We start from the raw sequence: 23232 nt of genomic DNA on the forward strand, positions 1-23232 counted from the left end.
ACCCAAAACTACGGCCCGACTGCGGTGTTTACTTGCCATCATTACTTTTTAAGGACTACCAAAAATAGCTATACCATGGAATCCCATTATGCCCTCAATGACGACTTGTTTGCGCAACAATTTGAGTCATGTCAATTAAATCCTGCTCTGTTTAGTCATGAAGCCCATTTACGGCTAGCCTGGATACACGTAACCCGGTACGGTGTCGAGCAGGCGATTGAAAACATTTGCACGCAACTGGTCCGTTTTGTCGATTCGCTAGGGGCGCTTGACAAGTACAACCAAACGCTCACCATTGCGGCTATACGAGCGGTCAATCATTTCGTCAACAAATCTGACTCCACGAATTTTCAAGACTTCATTGCCCAATTCCCCAGACTAAAATACAACTTCAAAGGGCTGATGGCCTGTCATTATCAACTGGATATTTACACGTCTGACTTGGCCAGAACAACCTATATAGAACCCGATTTACTACCCTTCTCATGAAACTATCGCCTAGTATAAAAAGCGCATTTAATCAGCAGGAAACCGTTGTGCAAACCAATGATGCGGCCAAAGAAATGCAGATTTCGGTCAAAGCCTCGGGTTTTGGTTCTGCCATCAACGGGGGCGAAATGCTCCTACTTTCGCTGGCAACCTGCTTTTGCAATGATATCTATCGGGAAGCCGGGAAACGGAACATAGCGGTATCAGGAGTAGATGTTGTCTGTAGCGGAGAATTTGGCAGCGATGGCGAGCCGGGCTCCAACTTCACCTATACCGCTCAGGTAACCTCCGACGCATCCCCTGAAGAAATCGATGCACTTATCAGGCACACAGATCAAGTAGCCGAAGTTCATAACACATTACGGAAAGGTCTCAGTATTACGCTGATGGTTTAAGTAAACTCATTGCTTCCGCATCGATGAGGCTCGGACAATCAGTTGGGTTTCCATCACTTTTGTTTCTTTAGGAACCATTGTGTCCGTTGCGTTTAGTTCGCGGAGTAACAGACGCACGGTTTCGGTACCCATTTCCTGAATTGGCTGGTTAATACTGCTTAAGGTTGGCGAAAATAGGGCCGAAACCGGTTCATTATTAAAGCTCACAATGGCCACATCTTCCGGAATTCGCAGCCCCTTCTGCTTCAACGCGTACATGGTTGAATAGGCCATCCGATCGCTGATCACAACAATGCCATCGGGAGGTTGCGGCAGACTCATCAAGGCTAGGGTCTGCATAATCGTATTTTCCTCTGTATAATCGCAGTGAAACACATATTGATCGCCAACCGACAAATCGTGCTTAGCCAGAGCCGCCCGATAGCCTGCTACGCGCTGATTACTCAGAACCAGTTGAGTCGGACCGGCCAGAAAACCAATCCGTCGGCAACCGTTTTCAATTAAGTGCTCGGTGGCCTTGAAGGCGGCAGCATAATTATCGACAATAACTTTAGATACGTCGATGCTCTCCGCATACCGGTCAAACAGTACGAGGGGGATGTTCTTACGCACCAGACGTTCTACGTGCTCATAGTTGTCGGTATCGCGCGACAACGAGATGATAAAGCCTTCCACCTGGCTCCGCAGTAGGTTCTGGATATTCGTGGTTTCCCGCAAATACGACTCATTCGTCTGGCAAACCAACACACTATAACCCGCCTGTAAAGCAGCCTCTTCAATGCTATTGAGCATCGCCGAGAAGTAGTGATAACTTAGGTTGGGCACAATAACGCCAATCGTTTTGGTCCGACTTTTCGCTAGATTCTTGGCAAGCTGATTGGGTTGATAATCCAGTTCTTCCGCCAGCCGCATCACCGCCTTCCGGGTATCGGGATGAATTTCCTGCATCCCACGCAATGCCCGCGAAACCGTTGAAATCGAAATGTTCAACGACCGAGCAATGTCTTTTATCGTAATCGGGGTGTTTTTCATGGACTTCAATCGATTAGCGTAGATAGCACTTTTAAAAGGCAAGGCCAGCTGCGATCTAAAAAACCTAAACTCCCAGCCTAATTTGCGTTAGCAAGTATACAAAGAAAATTTTAATCTTTTTAAGATAGTCACATCTAATGCAATCGTTACCGCAAACGTTTGCGGTAACGATTGCATACAAAAAGACATTTTTCGCAAAGAAAAGACCTTGATATGTTGTACTAAGCAAGTATGTTAGTAGAAAATAACCAGAATTGGACGTAATCGCGAGTTACATCAAATTCTACGCGGCAGCTATAGCAGAAATAGAATAATTGTACTTTACCATGAATCAAAGAATCACCTAAACTACTGGCGAATCTTAGTGAAGGCAACTAATTCCCTGACAGACTCTGGTTGGCGTATACCTAAAAACCTTAACAACTTTAGCTAACTACAAGATGACTAAGGCTCCATCAATTCCTTCTGATGAAGTGCTGATGGCACAACTCTGGGTTCGTTTTAAAGCCGACGACGAAGAGGCATTCAATCGGCTGATAGAAGCTCGTTATCGGCTGCTGTTTACTTATGCGACCCGCTTTACGAAAGACCGCGACCTGATTAAAGATTGCGTTCAGGACTTGTTTCTGGAACTGTGGAATCGACGCCAAGTCATTGCCGATACGCCCTACGTGACCATTTATCTAATCAAAGCCTTACGCAACAATTTGCTTCGAAAATTGCGACGGGAGATGCTCTGGCGTTCGACTACGGAGGAAAGCATCGAAACAGATATTCCCATTACCGATGGCTTGACGGCCGAAACGGAATGGATTGCGGAGGAAATGTTACTCAATACGGAACAGAGCCTTCGGCAGGCGGTGGCTCAATTACCCAAACGTCAGCAGGAAGTTATCTTTTTGAAGTTCTACGAAGGCCTTTCAAACGACGACATAGGCCAGGTAATGGCGGTTGGTAAACAGACCGTTGCGAATTTTCTCTACCGTGCTATGTCGCAACTGCGCAGTTGCCCACCTACCCATATTTTCTCGTAACGCAAAAGCATACCATCTCAAAATCGATTCATCAATGAGTTTTTTAGACCAGTTCAGTCTTGCCGGAAAAACCGCGTTAGTAACCGGTAGCAATACCGGATTAGGACAAGCTATGGCTATTGCTTTAGCCGAAGCGGGTGCCAATATTGTTGGCACGTCGAACACGGGCGTTATCAAAGGCGGAGATACGGAAAAGGCCATTACAGCCCTTGGTCGTACGTTTGATGGTTACCAGTTGGACATCTCAAATCGGGACGCATTATATCAGTTTATCAACGACGTAAAAGCCACCCTTGCCATTGATATTCTGGTCAATAATGCGGGGATGATTATGCGCAAACCAGCCGCAGAACACCCCGATGAGTACTGGGATAAAGTTATTTCGGTGAACCTCGATGCTCAGTTCATTTTAGCGAGAGAATTTGGCAGGGAGATGATTGCTCATGGTTCGGGGAAAATCATATTTACCTGCTCCTTACTTAGCTTTCAAGGGGGAATCAACGTACCGGCTTACACGGCCAGCAAAAGTGCGGTAGCCGGATTAGTCAAAGCATTTTCGAATGAATGGGCATCTAAAGGCGTGAATGTCAACGGTATTGCACCGGGTTACATTGTCACAAACAATACCGAAGCTTTACGAGCTGACCCCGATCGGTCAAAATCCATTCTTGATCGTATTCCCGCTGGTCGCTGGGGCGAACCCAATGATTTCAAAGGGCCGGTCGTTTTTCTGGCTTCGGCCGCAGGTGCCTATGTACACGGAACCATCCTGACAGTTGATGGGGGCTGGATGGGCCGATAGTCGGATTTGTGTAAAACAACCTCTTATTTGTGTATTTAAATTTACTTACTTAAATCCTATTTTTGCTATTGATTAGCCAATTGATAGCAAAAATGGTCAAGAGTTCATATTCAAGGTTTTTTCAGCGATCTGGCTATGCCATATCTCCAAAATATGGTATGGCTAGATCGCTGAAAAAACCTTTCTTTTTAGTTCTCACAAGTCTGACTTGCTTCTGCATCGTTGGCTTGCTACAAAGTTGTAATCATGTTGAAAAACCAGCCGCGATTGCCAAACTGGCCGATAAACTCCCCGAAACGGTTGATTATAACCTGCATGTAAAGCCTATTCTTTCCGACAAATGCTTTTTCTGCCACGGTCCCGATAAAAACAGTCAGAAGGCCGGTCTGGAATTAGCCACGCGCGAAGGTGCTCTGGCAGCCCTGAAAAAAGCCAAGGGTAAACACGCCATCGTTCCCGGCGATTTGGCCAATAGTGAAGTCTACCATCGAATTATTACGGCCGATGAGCATGACATGATGCCGCCTAAAGCGTCGAATCGTGCCTTGTCAGATTACGAAAAAGCCGTGCTTATCAAATGGATTGAACAGGGTGCCGAATACAAACCCCACTGGGCGCTTATTAAACCCCAGAAAGCCGACTTACCGACGGTTACCGATACGCGCTGGCCCAAAAACGGGATCGATAACTTCATTCTCCATAAAATAGAGGAAAAGGGCTTAAAGCCTGCACCCGAAGCCGATAAAGAAACGCTCCTTCGGCGGGTATCGCTCGACCTTACCGGCCTACCACCCACTCTCGCAGAAATCGATGCATTTCTGGCTGACACCGCTCCCGATGCTTACGAAAAGGTCGTTAATCGACTAGTGCAGTCGCCCCATTACGGCGAAAAAATGGCCGTCGATTGGCTCGATCTGGCCCGCTATGCCGATACGCACGGCTATACGGTTGATCGCTATCGGCCTATGTGGCCCTGGCGCGACTGGGTTATTCAGTCGTTTAATCAGAATCAGCCGTTTAGCCAGTTCCTGACATGGCAATTGGCAGGCGATCTCCTCCCCCAACCTACCCGTGAACAGCGATTGGCTACGGGCTTCAACCGAAACCATTCTCAAAATACGGAAGGCGGCATCATCAACGAAGAATTCCGGGTGGAGTACGTGGCCGACCGAACCAATACATTAGGGACGGCTATGTTGGGTCTGACGGTAGAATGCGCCCGTTGCCACGATCACAAATTCGACCCCATTTCGCAGAAGGACTATTATAGCCTGTTTGCCTTTTTCAATAATGTCGACGAAGCTGGACAAATCTCCTGGGATGATGCCATGCCCGTGCCGACGATGCTCCTCTCGGAGAAAAAGCAGGACAGCCTGCTCACGTTTATCGACACCAAAATCAAAACGGCAGAAACCGCGCTGACGCAAACAAAACAGACTGAACAAAAGGCGTTTATCCAATGGCAAACGAGTACGAACCAGAACGTATCGGTCGATTTGCGCAAGGGTTTACAGGCTCGATTTACTTTCGATAAGTTGGTTAATGGGCAGTTTGTCAGCGAAGTATCAAAAACGGACAAAGGCACTGTGCTAGAGCCTGTTCTGGCCGCAGGCAAGTTTGGGCAAGCCTTCCATTCCAACGGCGATGATATTCTGAATCTGGGCCAGGTGGGCGTTTTCAACCGGGCACAGCCTTTTTCAATTGGGGTCTGGGTGAATATTCCGACCGGCTTAAACAAAGGCGTGATTCTGCACAAAGGCCAGGGAGATATTCTGTACAATTTCCGGGGTTATTTCCTGAACATTCGCGATGGTAAAGCCGAACTTCTGATGGCCCACACCTGGCCATACAATAGTATCATTAAGGTTAGTCAGCAACTATTGCCCAAACAAAAGTGGGTTCAGTTGACCATGACCTACGATGGCTCAAGCAAAGCCAGTGGATTGAAGCTGTACATCGATGGAAAAGAGGCCCCCATGGTGACCGAAAAAGACAATCTGTACAAGGACATTATCTGGCCAAAGGGGAAACACATGGGCAAAGATCAGCCCGGTTTGCAAGTCGGTGCCGATATGCGGGGAACGGGTTTCAAAAATGGTTTGGTAGACGAGCTGGTTGTGTATAGCCGCGAACTCACAGCCCCGGAAGTAGCGCTCCTCCCTACGTTATCGGCAGCCACTAGCCCCGTCCAACTCCGCCAGCCAGATCCCAAAAGTCTGTTTCCGTATTACTTAGCGAATATCTCAGCGCCTTATCAGCACCAGCGCGACGAACTCCTGAAACTTCGGGCGGAGCGCAACCGAGTAGTGGAAGAGATTCCAGAAATTATGGTGATGGAGGATATGAAAACCCCTCGCCCGACCTATCTACTCAAACGCGGAGTTTATGACGCCCACGGCGAACGCGTTCGTCCAGACGTTCCGGCCAGTATTCTCCCCTATTCGCCAGAATTCCCTCGCAACAGATTGGGTTTAGCCAAGTGGCTACTTCATCCCGATAACCCACTTACGGCCCGCGTAGTCGTCAATCGGTATTGGCAAACGTACTTCGGAACAGGCCTACAGAAATCGTCCAACAACTTCGGCAATCAGGGCGGCTTGCCCACGCACCCCGAACTGCTCGACTGGCTGGCCATTACGTTCAGGGAATCTGGCTGGAACGTAAAGGCCATGCAGAAGCTAATCGTTATGTCGGCTACGTATCGACAATCGTCCCGCGTTACGCGCGAAGGGTTAGCCAAAGACCCGGAAAATACCTGGTTGGCTCGTGGGCCCATGTCGCGGCTGACGGCCGAAATGATTCGCGACAATGTCTTAGCGGCCAGCGGATTGCTCTCTCCAAAGCTGGGTGGACCAAGCGTAAAACCCTACCAACCCGAAGGCTTGTGGGCGGTTAATAGTGCAACCTACGATCAGGATAAAGGCGAAGGATTGTACCGTCGAAGCCTGTACACATTCTGGCGTCGAACGAACCCGCCCCCGTCGATGAATACGTTCGATGCGCCGTCCCGCAGCTATTGTGTAGTCCAGCGGCAGAAAACCAGTACGCCCCTGCAAGCCCTGATTCTGCTCAATGATCCGCAGTTTGTCGAAGCTGCCAAAGTCGTTGCCGAACGGTCATTCATTCAGAAAAAAACGTTACCCGAAGAGCTAACCGAGGTGTTCCGACTACTAACCAGTCGAAAACCCCAACCGAAGGAACTAGTCATTTTGACTCGACTCTATGAACAGGAGTACCAGAAATTCAGAAAGAATCCCGCGAAACTGACTGGCTGGCTTCAGGCCGGTGAACACAAATCAACGGGTATTAACGACCTACCGGCATTGGCCGCTGGTGCTGTCGTGGCGAGTACCGTGATGAATTCCGAAGCGTTTGTCACGAAGCATTGAGAGCGAGTACACTTTTTGTTAACTGTGGTGTCGGTTACTAATAACCGACACGGCGAGGTTTTAAGAAACCTCGTGTCATTAGGTTTTGAGAAACCTAACCAGCAGTCAGGTTAAAGAACCTGACTGCACAATCAGGCAACTGACACCACATATACAAAGTATCGAGTAACCCTAAAACCAATGAACGAGAAACTAACACAAAGTCTGGCCGACACCTTTAATCGACGGTCGTTTCTAACCAAAGCCTCTATTGGTTTAGGCTCATTGGCCTTAGGTTCGTTGTTGCCGCGCAATCTGTTCTCGACGCCCGGCCCTGAGTCGACATTGTTGGTTCCACACCGGGCACCGAAGGCAAAACGGATTGTGTATTTGTGTCAGAGCGGTGGCCCATCGCAACTGGAGATGTTCGACTATAAGCCATTTCTGACAAAAATGCATGGTAAAGACCTGCCCGAGTCGGTTCGGAAAGGGCAGCGATTAACAAGCATGAGCGCCCAGCAGTCGGCGTTACCGCTCGTGAGTTCGCCCTATGCGTTTGCACAACACGGCAACAGTGGAGCCTGGATTAGTGAGTTGATGCCCTACACCGGCAAAGTGGCTGATGACCTGTGTTTCATCAAGTCCATGTACACCGAGCAGATTAATCACGACCCGGCTTTGACGTTTTTCCAAACGGGCAATCAGCTTGCCGGACGCCCTAGTATTGGTTCCTGGATCAGTTATGGACTAGGTTCGGCCAACGAAAACCTGCCATCGTTCATCGTTCTGGTCTCCAACGATGCGCCAAAGGATCAGCCCCTCTATGCCCGACTTTGGGGCAACGGCTTTCTGCCGTCCAAGCATCAGGGCGTGCAGTTTCGCTCTGGTGCCGATCCCGTGTTGTACCTCAACAACCCAAAAGGTTTCACTACTTCCGATCGGCGTTACATGCTCGATGCCTTAAAAGATCTCAACCAGGTACAGGAAGAAATCTACGGCGACCCCGAAGTGTCGAACCACATTGCGCAATACGAAATGGCGTTTCGGATGCAAACGTCCGTTCCCGAAGTCAACGATATGTCTGACGAACCCGATTGGGTCTTTGATCTCTATGGTCCCGAAGCACGGAATCCGGGTACGTTTGCGGCTAACTGCCTGATGGCTCGTCGGTTGCTGGAACGCGACGTAAAATTCGTGCAGCTCTATCATCAGGGTTGGGACCAACACGGCGATTTACCCAAAGGGATTGCCCGACAATGTAAAGCCACCGATCAGGCATCGGCAGCCCTGGTTCAGGATTTGAAACAACGCGGCCTGCTCGACGATACCGTCGTGGTTTGGGGCGGAGAGTTTGGCCGAACGAATTACTCGCAGGGAAAACTTACCAAAGACAACTACGGCCGCGATCATCACCCGCGTTGCTTTACTATCTGGATGGCGGGTGGCGGTGTCAAGCCGGGAATCACTTATGGTGAAACGGATGAATTTGGGTATAACATCGCCCATAACCCCGTGCATGTGCATGATTTTCAGGCCACATTGCTGCACCTGATGGGTATTGACCACGAGAAACTTGTCTATGAATTTCAAGGGCGTCGTTTCCGACTGACAGATGTCGAAGGGAAAGTAGTTAAAGGTCTATTGGCGTAAACTATAGAACGAATCATTTTTGTCCTGCTGATGCAGGAATCCTCTTAAACTATCCTGATTCAACGGTAACACGTTCTACCACGGCCACGACGTCTGCACTGACGACGATCACAATGTATACGTCTGCCCAGAGAACCCCCTTATTTCAGTACGCCACTAATCACTTTCCCAACACTACCATTTGGCTCCAGGATATGAAGCAGGGCCGATACAGTTGGGGCTGTGTCGGCTACAGCGGTGCGTTCGACGGTTTCGCCGGGTTTGATTCCCCACCCATAAAACACCAGCGGAATATGGGTGTCATTCGTATACGGACCACCATGACTGGCCACAATGGGACCTGCCATCCAGCCGGGTTCAATCACCAGTTGAATATCACCACTGCGCTTGGCATGCGTGCCGTTTTTGTAAAGCGTTAGTTGGTAGTCGTTGAGGCCAGCATTGCCTAAGTCGTGCAGATTAAGCACATCGGCAACGCCATTGGCATCGAGAATAACCTCCCGAACAGCCAGATACACATCGTTGACCGTGATTTTTTTCTTGCGCAAGGTCTCGTGGTTCAGATAAAATTGATAATTCTCCGAAGAACGGATGTAGTCGCCAGCACCAAACTTTTCGGCCAATGCGGCTTTTACAGCTGTGTTGATCGCAGCCACATCCAGCCGACCTGCGGGCAGATGGTGCTCTCGCGCTAGCTCCACAACATCCGTAACCCCGTGGTCGGCGGTGATGAAGAATAGATAATTGTCCTTGCCAACCCAGTTATCCAGCGTCGTTAGTAGCTCGGCCAGATCGCGATCTAAACGCAGATAAATGTCTTCCTCTTCAACGGAGTTTGGCCCAAAAGCGTGACCTACATAATCGGGTGACGAAAAGCTAATGGCCAGAAAATCGGTCGATGGACCTTTACCCAGATTCTCATTTTTCAGGGCTTCCAGCGCCATTTCCTTCGTCATGGTATTGCCTTGAGGAGTGCTGGCAATTATCCCAAAGGCATCGCCTGCCCGACCGGCCAGATCATACGGAAAAACGGGTTTCTTCGCCCCCGCCAGTTTAAATTCATAGGCTTTATCATCGGCCGTGCTTTCGGTGTACTGATCAATAGGGAGCAACGTTTGCCAGCCCGATTTCAGGAGTTCAGCGGGGCGTTTTTTGTCGTTATACGCTTGTACCCACTGCGGTAAATCAGGACGATAGAACGTGCTGGTAATCCAGTTGCCGGTCTTACTATCGAACCAATACGCTCCATTGGCCGTATGACCAGCGGGAAGGATAGCCCCCCGGTCTTTGAGCGCAATGCCAATCGTTTTCGACTGGTAGTTGGTGCCAATCCGCAATTGATCGGTAACGGTGTTGACCAGCATGTTTCTCGGCGACATTCTCCCGGCCGATCCATTGGTCGTTCCAACGGCCTGTACCGCACTATCCCCCACGCAATACACCCCGGCTCCCAATCGCTTGTCGAACCATTCATTGCCCACAATGCCATGAATCGCAGGCATCGAGCCCGTGTAAACAGAGGCATGTCCGGCAGCCGTAACGGTCATGGCATAATGAAAATGGTGATTTCGGCAGTTGAACCCGTTTTGCAACAGCCGTTTAAAGCCACCTTCGGCGTACTTGTTGTAATAGCGATACAGGTAATCGTAGCGCATCTGATCGACCACCACACCAACCACAAGTTTAGGGCGAGCAAGTGGTTGATTTGGCGTTTGCGCCCAAAGCGATGAACTAATCAGAAGTAATAGAAGTATAGAGCGAAGCATACGAATAGACTGATTGGGGAAAGAACGAACCATCGCGTTGTGGGTCAGTCTTTCCAGTTATACCACGGCACGTTTTTTTGACAGGATTAACAGGATTTTCAGGATTTATTTCACCAATACTCCACTTAACAAATCCTGAAAATCCTGTTAATCCTGTCAAAAAAAGTACTTGTGCCAAACCCATTATACGAACAATACAAATAATTGACCTGAAATATTCACCTAAGCCACCCGTGCATCGTTCTAATTCACTTTCCCAGTCAGCAGCTTGACTCATGACTTTCGCTGCTTTGGTTTCTTTTTAGTCATGCGAAGGTCGACTGTTGCTTATCTTGGCGTATGAACCTTCGTTTATCCTGGCGACAGATTGCCGGAATTGCCTCGCTGATCGCGGCCGTATTGGTTAACCTGCCCTTAATTCGCTTAACGGCCCGGTCGAACTTAGCCATATTGCCTGGCATTCCCGATGTTGGGCTTGCCATCAGCAGGCTGGTGTTTCATCTCGCCTTTACTTTTTTCTTTATCGAACTGAACCGACGGGTACTGACTACGAAATCGTACAGTCCCCGATTTGGCCTGCCCACCTGGTATGGCCTTAATTTTCTGCTGTTTATAGTCCTGACAGGTTTGTTTGTCGCCATTGTATTGCCCTGGTATCCTGAACGCCCTGTTTTGGTGATTGTGACTACCTATTTTCGAAGCTTTTTTCTGTGGATAACCGCGTTGCTACTGGCCAATTTCCTGACTGTTCTCCAACAAAACCGGACGATACTTCTGGAAAATGAACAGCTAAAACAGCAAAACTTACAGGCACAGTTGGATACACTTCGCGCCCAACTTAACCCTCATTTTCTGTTTAATTCGCTGAATGCGCTTAGTTCACTCATTCGGGAGGGAGGGCCTAAAAGTCAGCAGTATTTAGCCAAACTCTCGCAGGTATTACGGTATTCCTTGCAGGTCCAGCAACAGTCATTAGTACCGTTTGCGGAGGAAATGCAGTTCACGTCGGCCTACACATTTCTATTGACAATTCGGTTTGGCGACAATCTAGAGATTGACAATCAATTACCAACGGAAGCTCCCTGGAAAATTCCGCCGATGTCGCTGCAATTACTGATTGAAAATGCAGTAAAGCATAATGTTGTTTCCAATAGCCGTCCGCTGGCCATTAGCCTGACAGTAGACGCGGCTGGTCAATACATCGTTGTTCGGAATGCCTGTCAACCCAAACTTGCCTCTAGCGATGGAATGGGTAGCGGCCTGTCCAATCTGGATAGTCGATTTCGTTTACTGACCGGAAAGTCGATTCAGATCGTTCGTACTGATGATGCGTTCAGTGTTCATTTACCCATTATTCCTACATTCTGATGCGTGTTCTCCTGATTGAAGACGAGCAAATGGCAGCCAATCATTTAGCGGCTTTACTTCACGAAATCGACCCGTCGTTGACGATAGTGGCTGTTATTGATAGTATTGAAGAAGGCCGGGCACAGTGGGCGCAATTACCGCCACCTGATCTTATTGTTTCGGATATTCAACTGGCCGACGGGCTATCATTTTCGCTTCTGGAACAGGTTTCGGTGCCCTGTCCAATCATTTTCACAACTGCTTATGACGAGTATGCTATTCGTGCTTTTCGTCATAACAGCATTGATTATTTACTAAAACCCATTGAGCGAGAAGCGCTTGAAGCCAGTTTGCAGAAATACCATTCGCTTCCTCGCCCGGTTAGCGATGAATTGGTCCGTCAGATGCAGGCGCTGTTGAGTAGCCATACGTTTCTGCCTCAGGCCTACCGACACGGTTTCCTTATTCAGTTCCGCGATAAACTACTCCCGATTAAAGTAGCCGACATAGCTTATTTTTCGATTGCGGGAGGTGTTGTTTCGGCCACGCTTTTCGACCGGGGAATAGATTATCAGCCTTCAGACCGATCGATTCATTACCCCATCGATTTGAAGCTGGAAGATCTGGAAGCCCAGCTTGATCCCAAACAGTTTTTTCGGGCCAACCGGCAGTTTATCGTCGCTCGAAATAGCGTTCGGGAAGCGGAGTTGTACTTCAATGGGCGATTACAACTTAGGCTTCAACCAACGCCCAGAGAGTTGGTATTCATCAGTAAAGAACGAGCTGCTTTATTTAAAAAGTGGCTGGAAGATTTTTAACTGTTCAGATGGCTCATGCGCTGCTTAAGCCATCAATCTTGCCCTTTCACAGTCGTTTTCAAGCGGCTGCTATTCGAAATAAGTAGGTTTGTAACGTCGATTCGATGGTTAGTCAGTAAGCTACATTACTTCTATTAAAATCAATTGCTTATGTATAAACTGCTTTTTGTGACGCTGGCTTTGGGCGCTGCAATGCCTGCTTACCCGACTTTGGGCCAGTCAAAATCTACGTCGGTCGAACCTAGCGTTCGGGATACGTTGCGGCATGATGGAGAAACAAGAATTTACTGGGTTCATCTGCCTCCTGCCTATAAGCAGACCGACGAACCCTTGCCGCTGGTTATTGCCTTGCATGGCGGAGGAGGAAGCGGGCAACAGTTTGAATCGCAATCGAAACTAAGCGAAACGGCGGACCGGGAAGGCTTTATTGTCGTCTACCCCGATGGCATTCAAAACCCTGGTATCCTGCACTTGCGAACCTGGAATGCAGGTGCCTGCTGTGGTCAGATTGCCGCCACTCAGCAAGTAGACGACGTTGGATTTATTCGGAAGCTGATCGATAAGTTCGTGGCCACCCAGCGAGTTGATCCGAAGAAAGTGTATGCGCTGGGGCATTCGAATGGGGCCATGCTCTGCTATCGATTGGCCTGTGAGTTACCAGATAAACTAGCCGCTATTGCAGCCAATTCTGGAACCATGCAGGTGAAAAGGGCTTGTAAACCCAATCGGGTTATGCCGATTCTGCACATACATTCTCAACAGGATCGGAATGTGCCCTACATAGGTGGCGTCGGCACAAGGAGCATTAATAAACAATGGAACTCGCCAGTAGATAGTACGCTGACCGTGTTCGCCAAATTGGCCAACTGCATGACGACCAAACAGACGGTTACGACAACAGACAAATACACGTTTTACAAATGGTCGGGTTGCGAAGGCGGCTCAGAAATTCATTATTACCTAACGGCAGATGGAGGCCACTCCTGGCCGGGCGGTCTTAAAGGTGCCCGTTTTGTTGGCGATGCTCCCTCCGAAGCATTCGTCAATAATGACCTAATCTGGAGCTTTTTTAAAAACTATTCATTGCCGTAACGCGGACATCCTGTCCGCATAGTTATTGATAAATGGATTTATTCCCATGCGGACAAGATGTCCGCGTTACTTTAATCAAATAATCATGAAAAACAACCTGATCAAACTCGCTTTTTCTGTTTCACTAATTCTTTTTTCGATCGCTTCATTTGGACAGAAAGGAGCTCAACTTGGCCCACCCGAAGAACGGGCTTCTCGTCAAACGGCACGTATGAAAGAAGTTCTGAAGTTATCTCCTGAGCAGGAAACATCGGTGGCCGATATTAATCTGAAGTATGCCAAACAAATGCAGTCGGTGATCGAAACGGGCGGACGAAATTTAAAAACAATGCGGGAGGCCAAATCCATTATGAAAAGCAAGGACAAGGAACTCAAAGGCGTTTTGAATAAAGATCAGTTTGAGCAATACCTGACCATTAAGGAAGAGATGATGGATAAACTAAAAGAACGCCGTCGTCAGCGGTCGTAACGATAAAGTTTTCGTGGTGTCAGCTTTGAGAAGCTGACACCACGAAAACTAATCTTCTCGTCCTTCTTTTCGATTGGCATCGGCCATCCGAACGATTTTAGGCGTGAATTTCGCCAGCACAGATACCAGATCGCTTTGGGCATTGATGACGGTGTCGATGTTTTTATATACCATCGGAGCTTCATCCAGATCACCCCCAATCAACTGGATATCAGCCTCGGCCAATGCTTTGTTCCATTGCGAGCGCGTTAAGGTGTTGAACGCCTGTGTTCGCGACATTACTCGCCCGGCTCCATGCGAGGCTGAATTTAGTGAATCGGCATTCCCACGTCCGCGCACCACAAAGCCCGGCTGTGTCATCGATCCCGGAATAATACCCAACACATCGGCCCCCGCCGGAGTCGCCCCCTTTCGATGTACAATTACTTCCCGACCATCGGCCAGCTTCTCTTTCCAGGCAAAATTGTGGTGGTTTTCGACCATGACCAACGGCTTTTCCCGTAACGCTTTAGCCAGTTTTCGATGGATTTCGTGATGGTTGGCAGAAGCATACTCGCCCGCCAGGTTCATGGCAATCCAGTACTCCTGACCTTCTTCTGTACCTAAATCCAGCCAGGCCAAATGAGCTGCCTGTTTAGGCAGTTTGGTTTTCTGCATGGCCAACTTTGAGTAGTAATTTGCCACGTTTCCGCCAAAGCCTCGAGACCCCGAATGCGACAACAAAGCCAGATATTCACCCGGTGGCAGTTTCAACAAATCATCCTGTGCGTAAACCTCCACAACACCCCACTCCACAAAGTGGTTACCGGTACCCGAGCTTCCTAATTGCCGGTACGCTTTATCTTTCAGATCGCGAATTACTTTGGTAGCCTGCCATTCGGGCAAATCCATCACGCTCTCATCGATCTTCTCACGCGTTTCGCCCCCAATCCCAAATTTGGTCTGCTCCACCAGCGATTTCTTCAACAAATGCGGCTCACGTTTCAAAAAACCAGGTGGTAAGTCGAAAACCGACAAGCACATTCGGCACGCAATATCGACCCCAACGGCAAACGGAATAATCGTATTGGGTTCGGTTGCCAGTACACCCCCAATCGGCAAACCATAGCCCTGGTGCGCATCGGGCATCAGCGACCCCGCTACCGAAATGGGCAGACTGGCGGCCGTTTCCATTTGTTTCAACGCGCCCTCTTCGATGTGTTCCCGACCAAACACAGCATAAGGCAATGAATCTGTGCGCAACTCAAAGCTATTCTCGGCCTGTTTTTCAGAGTTCGATAGCACATAAGGTGCCGGTTCGGCAGGTAGGTATTGCGCGCCTGTCTCGCTCAACGGAACCGAAATGCCTTGCTTGTTCAGTTCATAAATTGCCTGAGCCAGATTTGTGACCTTGTTTTTAGAATAAGCAAACTTTTTTGGGTTCTGGAGCATCTGCGCCAGCAAGCCCATTACTTTCTCTTTCGGGTATTGAGCCCGTTCAACCAGCCCGTTGGTCACCCGCAGAAACGTTGGGTGCAACTGTTCGGGGATTGGCCCTACTGATAAAATATCGTCTAGTGAAATTGGAGTTTCCATGTGTTTGTAAATTAATCCAAACAGGCAAAACGGGTGTAGGACAAGTTTAATGTATGGGCTTGTAAACTGTTTTTTCGACAGGATTAACAGGATTTTCAGGATTTATTTTACCAATAGTTAACGCAATAAATCCTGAAAATCCTGTTAATCCTGTCGAAAAAAAACTTGTCATACACCTGGCAAAACCTATTTGAGTGAGTATTATGAAGGTTTAGTTATGGATGGTGAGTTATAACAACGAACCGACGCGACAAAGGTTGAGCACTATTGCGCAGTCTTTTTGCGCAGTTCAGAAAATTTTTCCATTTTTCTGAAAAAATCAGCTAATCACACCAACAATCAGTTCGATGCCCGCTAACCGAAACGCGCTTGTGCGCTACAAAACACTGGATGCCTGCCTGCGTAATCGGCAGCGTAAATGGACGCTCGATGACCTGATCGAAGTGGTTTCGGAAGCGTTGTACGAATATGAGGGCATCGACAAGGGTATCAGCCGACGGACCATTCAGGCTGATCTTCAACTGATGCGGAGTGATAAGCTGGGGTATTTCGCGCCCATCGTCGTCATCGACAAAAAGTATTACACGTACGAAGACCCTACGTACAGTATCACCAATATTCCGCTCTCGGACGGTGATCTGTCGCGCATGAACGAGGCTGTTGAGGTACTGAAGCAATTTAAAGGGTTCTCGCACTTTACGGCGCTGAACGAAGTAGTTCAGAAACTGGAAGATCACGTGTATTCAACAGCCCAGAAGTCGATTCCGGTTATTGATTTTGAGAAAAACGAACACCTGAAAGGACTACACTATCTGGATGAATTGTATCAGGCGGTTATTCAAAAACGAACGTTACAGATTGAATACCAGTCGTTTTCTGCGCGCCTACCGCAAACGTTTTGCTTTCATGTCTGGTGGCTGAAGGAGTTCAAAAATCGCTGGTTTGCGGTAGGCGTACGGGATGGCAAAGGGTATATCATGAACCTGGCGCTAGACCGAATGCTATCAATCCGCATTGACCCCGATGTTGATTACGTGCCTAATCAGGGTATTGACCCGACGGCTCATTACCACGACGTTATCGGAGTGTCGGTGAGTGAGAACCTGCGCCCCATTCGGGTGAAATTATTCGTCAATCGTTTGCACGCACCTTATGTTGAAACTAAGCCGCTCCATCATTCGCAGCAAGTTTTGGAGCGAACGGCGGAAGGGATCGTTATTCAGCTTCGGGTGCAGCACAATTTTGAGTTGGAAAAGGAAATTCTGGGATTCGGCGAGGGTATGCATGTGCTCGAACCGGAACGGCTTCGGCGGGTAATCCAGAAGCGGTTGCAGGCTGGCGCGGATGCGTATGTGATGTCGAAAACTCCTTCATAATCATAGGTTACCATACTGAACCTCCCCATATAAAGTCAGCGAAGCCACTTGCGGGCAAATTGCGGCCAATCAATTGACAATCTGTTAATTGAATTAGTTTCGCTCGATCCGTCAGAACTTGTAAATCATGGGGTGTACAGGTTTCTTTTACTTCAAAAGCTTGTTGGCGATTCAGAATAAAATCTATTTCTGTACCTGTGGTACGCTCATAGTAATTAATCGGACCCAGGCGAGCCAATTGATTCGCAATTGCATTCTCAAACAATTGTCCACTACTTACTTGCCCCATAAGTTGCAGCAGGCCTGTATCTGAAAAGTAAAATTTGGGTTGTTTTGACAATTCTTTATCCAATCCACCTGTGTAAGGCCGTACAATGTGAATAAAATACGTGTATTCTAACAAGTGTAGATAGTCTTTAATCTTGTGGCGGTTCTCGCCAATCAAACTGGATAATTTACTGTAATCCAATCGGCTACCCACCCGAACGGCTAGCAACTGAATGAGTTTATAGAGCGTATCACTCAGGCTGAAATCAGCTAAAAGTTTTATATCTAATTCGATGTAAGCATTTAAAACATCACGTAGATAATCGGTTTTATCCTTTGACTCCTCTGACAATACGACTTCAGGAAAGCCTCCATACTGAAGAAACTCTTCATAAAAGCCACGCCACCGATCATAAAATGTAAATAAAAAAGGCTGCATCTTACCAATCTGGAATGGCTTCACGTCTTGTCCTTTGAAGAGTAAAAACTCCTCAAAATCAAGAGGGTACATTTCAAATATTTGTTTGCGTCCCGCTAGACTTTCAGAAAAATGATTCTTTAAATAATACGAGCTAGACCCCGTGACAATAAATTTTATACCGTAAGTATCATATAAACTTTTGATTACACTTGGACTATTAGGTACTAATTGAATTTCATCTAAAGCCACGACAGCAGGTTCTGACAGTGATAGACCTAACGCCTGTAACCCCCGCTCAATGTCGTTATAAGAAGTCTGATTAAAGAGGATACGATTTTCAATACGTTCAAAATCCAGGTACAATATGTTCGTGTGCGGAACATGACCTAGCAGATAGCGTAGAGCTGTAGATTTACCTACACGGCGCATGCCCGTAATAACGGTCACTTGCTTTCTGAATAGATGTTGCTCTAGTTCTGAATAAATTTTTCTCTGAACCATAAAACCAGATAATTTGTACAAAAATAATACAAATTATCTGGTTTTATGGTAAATTTAATTACCTAGTGCTTTGAGAATGAAATCGACGATGGGCGTTGGGTTGGGCAGGCTATGTGGATGGTGATTGACGCCGGGTTTGTGAATAACTGTAATCTTGCCCCCCAATGCCAGCACCTGCTTTTCGAAGGGTTCGGTATTTTCGCTTACGGGCACAGCATCATCAGCGTCGCCCACAACGTGCAGCATCGGGAAATTACCTTTCACAATCTGCGGCACCCGATCCAGCGGATTCCCTTTGAAATTCATGGCTTCCTCTTCCGTCGAGAAGCCGTAATCCTTCTTAAAAATAGCCCAATCCGATGCGCTGCCTTTGCTTTTCCCTTTGCCCCCCGGCCAGCTTTTCAGGTCCAGAACGGGCGCGTCGACATATACACAAGCTACTTTTTTGGGGTTTTCAACGGCCCAGTTATACACATAAATGCCACCTCGACTTAAGCCTTCCAAGCAAACCTTATCGGCAAGTCCGGCCTTGTTCATGTACTTATAAAACTTATTCCATAGCTCAACAGCCTCAGCATTACCAAAGAGTTCGGCTACATCGCAGTATACCAGATGAAAACCACGATCCAGCAGGGCAATGTCGGTTTGTGGCTCATGTCCCCAGAAGCGAGCCCGCCAAATCCAGGGCTTTCCGGCGGCTACAACGCGCGGTTTAACCACTTTGCAAGCACGTCCCTGAAAGGTAAAATCAGCGCAATCGTAGCCGTAAAAAGAAGATACGCTAACAGGCTCCTTAATTTTCGAAAAAATATCAAAATTCGGTTGGGTCTTTAGTGTAACGGCTTCGTACAAACGCCGGGCAATCGTGGTCATCATGGGGGCCGATGGATGCAGCTTGTCAGGAAATAAAAGGCTATCGGTAGCCGTTAGGGCATGCAGGTCGATAAGTTCCAGTTTCTCCTCGAAAGCCACTTGCTGAATGCGGGGAATAATCAGTTTCCGAATGGCCGCATCGACCTGACGAGTCGTATCGGTTAGAAATGACGTTACCGGAAGCAACAAAATAATACGAGGGTTAGTCGGTAATGTTTTAAACGACTGGATGAGGGATTTGTAGTCGCCCACAAACTGATCTATTTTCAGGCGATACGGTAATCGGCTATCATTGGTACCCAGCTTGATAAAAACAATATTGGGATTACTCTTTAAGGCGTCCTGATACTGAGTGGTGGTGGTATAGGCAGCTGGGGTATCCCGGAGTAATGTCCGACCGCTCACCCCAAAATTCAATACCTCGTAGCCTTTTCCCAGCAGGTTTTGCAATTGGCTCGGGTATGCATCCCGCTCCCGGTTCGCCAGAGTTGCCCCATAGGTAATACTATTCCCTACGCAGGCAATCCGAATTGGGCCTTGGGCGTAAACGGAGGCCGAAAAGGCCAGGAAAAGTAAGCTGATGAACCAGCGGAATGTAGAGGAAGGCATGTGATTTCGATACGAATGGACAGGTTGGAAAGTCTAACGCCGATCTTCCTTACTCTTTTTAACTTGTTACTACGAAGAACCTGTCTTTTGTACTTCTGCAAGGATTAATTTAACCGCAGAGAACGCTAAGAAAACACGCAAAGAGCGCTGAGTAATTAACTAAATATCGCTGAGACCTTTGCGAATTTACCTCAGTGCTCTCTGCGGTTATATCAAACAGCATTGAAGTCAAAAAACTTCCGCCCATACCTACTCTCGCTTCATCTTATCAAAATACTGGCGCATGAACAGCAACTGGTAGGTTACAGCATTCGTCCAGTAATTCCAGTTGTGGGCACCGGGGCGAGTAGTGTAGTCGTGGGCAATATTTCGTTCCAAGAGCTTGTCGTGCAGGTTGTTGTTGACTCGAAAAAAGAAATCGTCGGTGCCGCAATCAATGATCAGCGACAAGGCTCCGGGCGTTAGTAAATGAAGCAGGTTAATAACCGTGTTTTGCTCCCATCGTTCGGGGAATTGGGCGTACGTACCCAACCGTTTGGCCATGTCCCAGTTGTTCGGGAAGGGTCGAATATCAACACCACCACTCATGCTCCCCGCAGCACCGAACACATCCTGATGCCGGAAAGCCAGATACAGGGCTCCATGCCCCCCCATACTTAAGCCTGTAATGGCTCTTGCCTGTCGGTTTTTGATGGTTTTGTAGTGACTATCTACCCAGGATACCAGCTCGTTGCCCACATAGGTTTCGTACTTAAACGAAGGATCGACCGGGCTGTCGAAGTACCAACTGCCGAAATTACCGTCGGGACAAACAATGATGAGTTGATGCGCATCGACAGCTTGTCCTAAATTCGGTGCTTTTTTCGCCCAGTCGCTGTAATTACCGCTGTAACCATGCAACAAGTACACGACCGGAAATTCATTCCCAATTGTATATGAATCAGGCGTCATCACCACCGCTTTGATCGTCTTTTTCATCGACGGACTATAGGTACTCACGGTATCGATTTTGGCTGCTTGAGCAAGGTCGGCAAAAACTAAAAGACTACTAATGAGAAGTATTCGAAAGGCGGTCATGTTGGGGTTTCGTATTGATTAAGGGTTACTGTTAAAAAGAATCGACTAGCTCGCTAGTACTCGACCAACTTAGATTCTATCGATTCTTTTGACTCTATAGCTGCGATCATGCTGATAACCAGAATCAAAAGAATCTAAGTTGGTCTATGACTAGTTCACATTTGCTTTCTGCGCCAATGCCTTCCGTACTTCAGGCGCTACTTTAGTCCCGAATAATTCGATGGCGTGAAGCATTTTTGAATGGGGTAAATCATGCCCACTAATCATCTGAGCCAGATAACGGGTATTCCCAAACAACTCGTGGAAATAGAGAATCTTGTCGATGATTTGCTGCGGACTCCCCACCATCAACGGGCCGTATTCACGACTATGCTCAAATTGGGCGCGGGTAATTGGCGACCATCCTCGCTCTTTTCCAACGCGATTCATTAGCACTTCGTAAGTTGGAAAAAACTCATCCGAAGCCTGTTGCGAATCATCAGCCATGTAAAAATGAGAGTTGATCGCCAACTGTAATTGGTTCGCATCGTGCCCTGCCCGTTGTGCGGATTGTCGGTATAGATTCGCAAACGGCACAAATCGGTCGGGTGGGCCGCCCAAAATGGCCAACGTCATAGGCAAATTCATAGTACCGGCTCGAACGGCCGAAGCAGGCGTTCCACCCACTGCCAGCCAGATCGGAAGGGATTCCTGATAAGGACGCGGATAAACGCCCAGATGCTGAATGGAAGCCCGATGTTTACCCACCCAATCCACAATTTCGTGCTGATTGATGTTGACTAACAGGTCTAGTTTTTCGGTAAACAGCTCATCGTAATCCCGCAGATCATACCCAAATAAAGGAAACGACTCAATAAATGACCCACGACCAGCCATAATCTCCGCCCGCCCATTTGAGATAAGGTCCAATGTAGCAAAGTTTTGAAACGTCCGAACTGGGTCGGCTGAACTCAGCACAGTAACAGCACTGGAAAGCCGTATTTTTTTGGTGATCGTGGCCGCTGCGGCCAGAATTACTTCGGGGGCAGATATAATAAAGTCGGGGCGATGGTGTTCGCCCAACGCAAATACGTCTAGTCCAACTTCATCGGCCAATTTTATTTCTTCGAGCAGGTCCTGCATCCGTTGATGCGCGTTGACCGCTTTCCCGGCTACGCCATCAGGTCTGACATCGCCAAAACTACTGATTCCTAATTCCATGGTTGATTTTGCTGATATGCCTTTACAATCGCTTTAAACCCGGATACGGTTCCTTGAAAGTGGGGTTTTTGCTTTGTAAAATCCGTGAGCCACGCCCAATAAACTACTTCCCGTTTACAGCAGTCCGAATTTTTGTTTCCAATTCATCATATTGCTTTCGGGCCTCAGCCATTGGAATTCCCTGACGCATTTCAGGACGTTTGTGGCCAGTAGAACGAAGCCAGGCATCTTTCATAATAGACTGGCGTTGAGCGATCAAATTCCTAATTTCCTCACCCCTAGGATTTACAGTTAAGGTAGATTTTACATCAGGTGCATTCGCAACGTTCTGACCAAGATAGTTTAGTATGGCTTTCGCCATGAGCCAATGCCCTTCGTCGCCGGGGTGAACGCCATCGTTAGCCAATTTAAACGAGGGGTCGATTTTCCGTTTTTCTTCCAGATACTGCGTCATGGGGAAATGAATGTCGACTACTTCCCATTTCAGGGAATCCCGTTGCGCCAGCAGCCATTCGGAATAGGTGTCAAGGGTAAGATTATAGCCTTGCGTACCCACATTTTTATCATCGTGAACGGGGGGCGTCAGGAAAATAATCCGCTTTGCTCCCACTTTCTCTAGTTCGGCATGTAGCCATTTTTGCCCGTCCCGATAAGGCCGGAAGCGCGATTCATCGAGCGGCAGATAGATCCCATCATTCATGCCGTAGCACGCAAAAACAACATCAGGTTTGGTTTGGTCTAACACACGGGCCAATCGTTCGTGTAGGTCAGGGCGCGGAAATCGACCGTCGGCATGATTGGGTTCACTCAACCCCGACACCGTTTCGCTGGGCAGTCCCACGTTAATAAACTCGTATGACTGAGCGGGATAATGGGTAACGAAATACGACTCTACATCTGTGACGTAGGCCCCCGCATACGTAATGCTATTTCCCAGAAACAGAATCCGTTTGGTACCTTCAGGAAAAGGCGTCGGGCTTTGTGCCTGGGTAACGGTGGTTAAAATGAGGAAACAGAAAAAGAGAATAAAGCGATTGATAACTGCTCTGTATTGTTCCATTGATGCACTCA

Annotated in this window: 20 protein-coding genes; 11 read left to right on the plus strand and 9 right to left on the minus strand. The window is 48.0% G+C overall.

The features are described from left to right. Both ACYVGR_RS27175 and ACYVGR_RS27180 read left to right on the plus strand, forming a co-directional pair. The coding region (locus ACYVGR_RS27175) for a hypothetical protein (RefSeq protein WP_460962746.1) at positions 1–489 on the plus strand (489 nt) is incomplete at its 5' end. After that, positions 486–884: an OsmC family protein gene (locus ACYVGR_RS27180; RefSeq protein ID WP_460962748.1), complete on the plus strand. Its 399-nt coding sequence runs from the start codon at positions 486–488 to the stop codon at positions 882–884. The genes ACYVGR_RS27175 and ACYVGR_RS27180, both read left to right, overlap by 4 nt. Positions 885–890: 6 nt before the next feature. Here the strand turns inward: ACYVGR_RS27180 and ACYVGR_RS27185 are convergent, their stop codons facing one another. Next, positions 891–1916 carry a LacI family DNA-binding transcriptional regulator gene (locus ACYVGR_RS27185; protein WP_460962750.1) on the minus strand — a complete coding sequence of 342 codons (1026 nt, stop codon included), beginning with the start codon at positions 1914–1916 and terminating at the stop codon, positions 891–893. Positions 1917–2356: 440 nt separating this feature from the next. Here ACYVGR_RS27185 and ACYVGR_RS27190 point away from each other — a divergent pair, with 440 nt between their 5' ends. The 4 genes from ACYVGR_RS27190 to ACYVGR_RS27205 all read left to right on the plus strand — a co-directional run bounded on the left by ACYVGR_RS27190 (position 2357) and on the right by ACYVGR_RS27205 (position 8770). Continuing rightward, complete coding sequence (locus ACYVGR_RS27190) at positions 2357–2950, plus strand: RNA polymerase sigma factor (protein ID WP_460962752.1); 594 nt, start codon at positions 2357–2359, stop codon at positions 2948–2950. Positions 2951–2984: 34 nt separating this feature from the next. Further along, positions 2985–3752 (plus strand): SDR family NAD(P)-dependent oxidoreductase, encoded by a 768-nt coding sequence (locus tag ACYVGR_RS27195; protein WP_460962754.1) that lies wholly within the window; start codon positions 2985–2987, stop codon positions 3750–3752. Positions 3753–3910: 158 nt separating this feature from the next. After that, entirely contained in the window at positions 3911–7141 is a 3231-nt protein-coding gene (locus ACYVGR_RS27200) for a DUF1553 domain-containing protein (protein WP_460962756.1), read from the plus strand. A gap of 180 nt (positions 7142–7321) precedes the next feature. Beyond that, the gene (locus ACYVGR_RS27205) at positions 7322–8770 is read left to right on the plus strand and encodes a DUF1501 domain-containing protein (RefSeq protein ID WP_460962758.1); all 1449 of its coding nucleotides are present in this window, start codon (positions 7322–7324) and stop codon (positions 8768–8770) included. 140 nt (positions 8771–8910) lie between these two features. Here ACYVGR_RS27205 and pafA read toward each other — a convergent pair whose 3' ends face one another. Continuing rightward, a complete protein-coding gene (gene pafA, locus ACYVGR_RS27210; protein WP_460962760.1) occupies positions 8911–10536 on the minus strand; it encodes an alkaline phosphatase PafA in 1626 nt (541 codons plus the stop codon). Further along, the gene (locus tag ACYVGR_RS27215) at positions 10502–10813 is read right to left on the minus strand and encodes a hypothetical protein (RefSeq protein ID WP_460962762.1); all 312 of its coding nucleotides are present in this window, start codon (positions 10811–10813) and stop codon (positions 10502–10504) included. The genes pafA and ACYVGR_RS27215 overlap by 35 nt, the downstream gene beginning before the upstream one ends. A gap of 62 nt (positions 10814–10875) precedes the next feature. Here ACYVGR_RS27215 and ACYVGR_RS27220 point away from each other — a divergent pair, with 62 nt between their 5' ends. From ACYVGR_RS27220 to ACYVGR_RS27235, 4 genes are all read left to right on the plus strand, one after another. Further along, positions 10876–11904, plus strand: coding sequence for a sensor histidine kinase (locus ACYVGR_RS27220; RefSeq protein ID WP_460962764.1), 1029 nt, complete (start codon positions 10876–10878; stop codon positions 11902–11904). Next, the gene (locus tag ACYVGR_RS27225) at positions 11904–12701 is read left to right on the plus strand and encodes a LytR/AlgR family response regulator transcription factor (RefSeq protein ID WP_460962766.1); all 798 of its coding nucleotides are present in this window, start codon (positions 11904–11906) and stop codon (positions 12699–12701) included. Before ACYVGR_RS27220 ends, ACYVGR_RS27225 begins: the two co-directional genes overlap by 1 nt. 150 nt (positions 12702–12851) lie before the next feature. Further along, positions 12852–13793 (plus strand): extracellular catalytic domain type 1 short-chain-length polyhydroxyalkanoate depolymerase, encoded by a 942-nt coding sequence (locus ACYVGR_RS27230; RefSeq protein ID WP_460962768.1) that lies wholly within the window; start codon positions 12852–12854, stop codon positions 13791–13793. Positions 13794–13878: 85 nt separating this feature from the next. Beyond that, positions 13879–14262, plus strand: coding sequence for a hypothetical protein (locus ACYVGR_RS27235; protein WP_460962770.1), 384 nt, complete (start codon positions 13879–13881; stop codon positions 14260–14262). A 48-nt stretch (positions 14263–14310) separates the two neighbouring features. Here the strand turns inward: ACYVGR_RS27235 and ACYVGR_RS27240 are convergent, their stop codons facing one another. After that, on the minus strand, positions 14311–15837 hold the full coding sequence (locus tag ACYVGR_RS27240; RefSeq protein ID WP_460962772.1) for an RtcB family protein: 1527 nt from the start codon (positions 15835–15837) through the stop codon (positions 14311–14313). A 347-nt stretch (positions 15838–16184) separates the two neighbouring features. On the opposite strand from ACYVGR_RS27240, the gene ACYVGR_RS27245 reads away from it, so the two are divergent. Next, positions 16185–17213, plus strand: coding sequence for a helix-turn-helix transcriptional regulator (locus ACYVGR_RS27245; protein WP_460962774.1), 1029 nt, complete (start codon positions 16185–16187; stop codon positions 17211–17213). Between the two features lie 7 nt (positions 17214–17220). Here ACYVGR_RS27245 and ACYVGR_RS27250 read toward each other — a convergent pair whose 3' ends face one another. From ACYVGR_RS27250 to ACYVGR_RS27270, 5 genes are all read right to left on the minus strand, one after another. Next, complete coding sequence (locus tag ACYVGR_RS27250) at positions 17221–18402, minus strand: ATP-binding protein (protein ID WP_460962776.1); 1182 nt, start codon at positions 18400–18402, stop codon at positions 17221–17223. A 54-nt stretch (positions 18403–18456) separates the two neighbouring features. Beyond that, positions 18457–19884, minus strand: coding sequence for a GDSL-type esterase/lipase family protein (locus ACYVGR_RS27255; RefSeq protein ID WP_460962778.1), 1428 nt, complete (start codon positions 19882–19884; stop codon positions 18457–18459). A 249-nt stretch (positions 19885–20133) separates the two neighbouring features. Next, positions 20134–20961 carry an alpha/beta hydrolase gene (locus ACYVGR_RS27260; protein WP_460962780.1) on the minus strand — a complete coding sequence of 276 codons (828 nt, stop codon included), beginning with the start codon at positions 20959–20961 and terminating at the stop codon, positions 20134–20136. 150 nt (positions 20962–21111) lie between these two features. Further along, the gene (locus ACYVGR_RS27265) at positions 21112–22161 is read right to left on the minus strand and encodes an LLM class flavin-dependent oxidoreductase (protein ID WP_460962782.1); all 1050 of its coding nucleotides are present in this window, start codon (positions 22159–22161) and stop codon (positions 21112–21114) included. A 103-nt stretch (positions 22162–22264) separates the two neighbouring features. Next, positions 22265–23221 carry an SGNH/GDSL hydrolase family protein gene (locus ACYVGR_RS27270; protein ID WP_460962784.1) on the minus strand — a complete coding sequence of 319 codons (957 nt, stop codon included), beginning with the start codon at positions 23219–23221 and terminating at the stop codon, positions 22265–22267. Positions 23222–23232 lie beyond the last annotated feature (11 nt).

The sequence above is a fragment of the Spirosoma litoris genome (assembly GCF_054776755.1).